Origin of the sequence: Solibacillus palustris (assembly GCF_022549215.1) — a bacterium.
GTDB lineage: Bacteria > Bacillota > Bacilli > Bacillales_A > Planococcaceae > Solibacillus > Solibacillus daqui.
Map to the genome: position 1 here is coordinate 1 of NZ_JAKZFC010000020.1, position 3,128 is coordinate 3,128.

Here is a 3,128-nt window from a genome sequence, read left to right on the forward strand (position 1 = left end):
TATTCAGTGGTTTTTTTGTTTTTAACTCTTTGCTCATCCGGCTATTTTTCCCTGCAGAATTAACTTTCAAATTATAAATCTACTAAAATTCACAGGATTTTAGATTCCTGTGAATAATTCGGGTTAATTTATCTAGTGAGCTGTTTTTTTTATGGTTTTCTAACAAATAGGCAACTTTTTTTATATCAAAAGTACTTCGTCGCCCCGTTAGTCATTATTTGAACTATCCGTGAATGCGCTTGTAATTGTACCAGCCTTAAAGTTGTGGGCACACATAATAATTAAAGACCAATTCAGTTTAAGTTCAGTGAAAAATTAAAAAAATAATATACTAATGAAACTTTTATCCATTATACTATGAAAGAAAAATGTGCAAAGAATCAAGGTCAAAAGGGAGAAAGTGAATGAAGAAATTATTAGGGAATCTCAAGATTGTCACAAAAATTGGTATACTTATTCCTATTATTACAATATTTCTAGTGAGTATGTCTATCATTAACTATTTGGGTGCATCGAATGAACTGGAAAATTCTATTGAAAATGAAATGTCATTATTGTCGGATAATGTAAGTAATTCAGTTGAAAATAAATTATATTCGCATAAACAGCTCATGTATAGTGCAAAGTCTGCAATAGAATCAATAGATAAGCCTATGACAAGGGAACAATTTGTACGCTTCGTAGAGCAATTACTTCCATCAAACAAAGAAACATATGGTATGGGATTTTGGTTAGAGAAGGATGTTGCAAATGGCGAACTTTTTGGACCCTACGCCCATAAGGATGGCGAAAAAGTTATCTATACGGACATTTATGAAGATCCATCATATGATTTTCATACACAGGAGTGGTATACAAATAGCTTAAAATCAGCAGAAGTTACATACACGCAGCCCTATTTTGATGAGGCTTTAGGGGAAATGTTTATTTCATTTGGTATTCAATTAGTAAAAGGTAATGAGCCAATCGGGGTTATTACAGCAGATTACGTGCTCAATTCTATTCAATCCATCGTATCAGACGTCACTATCCGAGAAAGTGGATATGCCTTTTTAATGGAAGACAGCGGAAAATTTTTAACGCATCCTGATCCGGAAAAAGTGAATAATGAAACAGTTCAAAATTACTTGAATATGCCTATTGAACAGTTAGCAAATGTGGAAGATTTAATAGAAATAACAATCGATGACGAAGAATATACGTTACAATACAAGCAAATTGACGGTATGCCATGGAAGCTCGTTTTACTTGTGCCAACCAGTGAGCTTTATAGTGAGGTACAAGCAATGCTATATCAACAAATTATTGCAAGTATTGTACTAATAGTACTCATTGCTATCGTCATTTTCTTAATTGCACGCTATATACGCAGTGAAGTACAAAATATGAATGATTATTTAGGTATTCTTGCAAATGGCGATTTAACGCAAATGATGGCTGCCGATACAAAGGATGAATTTGGTGAGATGGCCCAATACTACAACCATTCTCAGCAATCATTAGGGGGTATGGTCCAACGAATATTGTCTGAGTCAGAAATTGTTGCATCGACGGCAGAGGAGCTAACTGCAAGTGTGCAAGAGGTCAATCTATCTATTACAAATGTAGCTACATCTATGCAGGATGTCGCGGAAAATACAAGTAAACAGCATGTCGTTAGTGAACAGTTAGAATCCGTAACGACTGTACTAGCTAATGATATGCACGGTGTAGTGAATGTTTTAGAAAATGCTGTTCAAAAATCGACAACAACATCTGATATTGCAGCGGGCGGCTCAAAACAAATTCGCACATTTGTTGATGAGATTACACAGCTCCATATACAAGTGGAGAACAGTGCTAACCTAGTAAATAGTTTAAAGGATCAATCCGCACAAATTGACACGATGAGCCAACTTATTTCATCTATTACTGACCAAACAAACTTGTTATCTTTAAATGCAGCTATTGAAGCAGCGCGTGCTGGAGAAGCAGGAAAAGGTTTTGCAGTGGTGGCTGGAGAAGTAAAGGCTCTTGCCGAGCAAACAGGCCATGCCTCACAGGACATCGCTAAGCTGGTGCGTAATATTCAAGATCAAATCAACGAAGCGGTCTCAATGATGGAACAAAGTCGTACAATTGCACATAACGGTATTGATTCTGTTCAACAAGCAGGAGTAACGTTTGATACGATTACAAATGCTATTCAAGATTTAAAAAGAACGATTGAAGAGACTAGTCATAACACAACAAATGCTTACGGGAAGCTTACAGAGGTAACTGTAACCGTACAAGCAATAAGAGAACAGGCAATAGCAACAAACGAGCACACATTAAATGTATCAGCTATCACAGAGGAACAATCGTCCACAATGAATGAAATGGCGGTAGCCTCTGAGCAACTTGCAATGCTCGCACAAAGCCTTCAGGAAGAAACAGGGAAATTTAACGTTTAGTTTGTATTTGAAAGGACTGCAATTTTTGATAGCTTACGATTATTAAAAGTATTTGCTGCGATAACGATTCAAAAGAATATAAGAGATACAGGGAGAGCAAGAGAAAGAGATTGCGTTCAAGCAATTTTCTGTGAAAGTAAATAATTCCTTATGAATCTGAATAATCTTGATTAGGCTAGGTAATGCTAGTTGTGACCTGAAAAAGCCAATAAGAAAACAGAGCTACCTGTGAAGGGGTAACTTTGAATAAAACTTTTTGGTTTTGGTTATACTAAGTTATTTGTGGTTAATTTGAACGGCTCCTTGTTCTGTAGCATGGAGTAAATGATCCGAAGCATTCGATGCGATATTGCAACGAGTGCTTTTTTCTTGCCTCGTTTAGCGGCGAGTGACCAGTACTTTGTGGCTAATGCACGATTATGGCATCTCGAAATGAACTAAATCGAATTTTTTAAAAATCGAACCCGCACCAAGTGAGAAGTCTGCTCAAAAATCAGTTTTTCCTAAGAATCATTTTAACTTTTCTCTCATTTGGCTATTTTCACCTGACGAATGAACTTTTATATGAGAATTCTACTCAAATTCTTGAGAGTTTGGGTTTTCGTGAATAATTCGGGGGATTGGCTATAGTAATTTTATCGTAGGAGTAAAATACACTAGGTTTCTTAATTAAATTTGAAAAAGATAAAAATA

Annotated in this window: 1 protein-coding gene and 1 pseudogene; one reads left to right on the forward strand and one right to left on the reverse strand. The window is 35.9% G+C overall.

What is annotated here, in order from left to right; all coding sequences use genetic code 11:
* Positions 1–404 precede the first annotated feature (404 nt).
* Positions 405–2,435: a methyl-accepting chemotaxis protein gene (locus LZ480_RS19550; RefSeq protein ID WP_241371216.1), complete on the forward strand. Its 2,031-nt coding sequence runs from the start codon at positions 405–407 to the stop codon at positions 2,433–2,435.
* A 266-nt stretch (positions 2,436–2,701) separates the two neighbouring features.
* On the opposite strand, the pseudogene LZ480_RS19555 reads toward LZ480_RS19550, so the two are convergent.
* Positions 2,702–2,839 (reverse strand): annotated as a pseudogene (locus LZ480_RS19555) (IS110 family transposase); the annotation flags it as partial.
* Positions 2,840–3,128 lie beyond the last annotated feature (289 nt).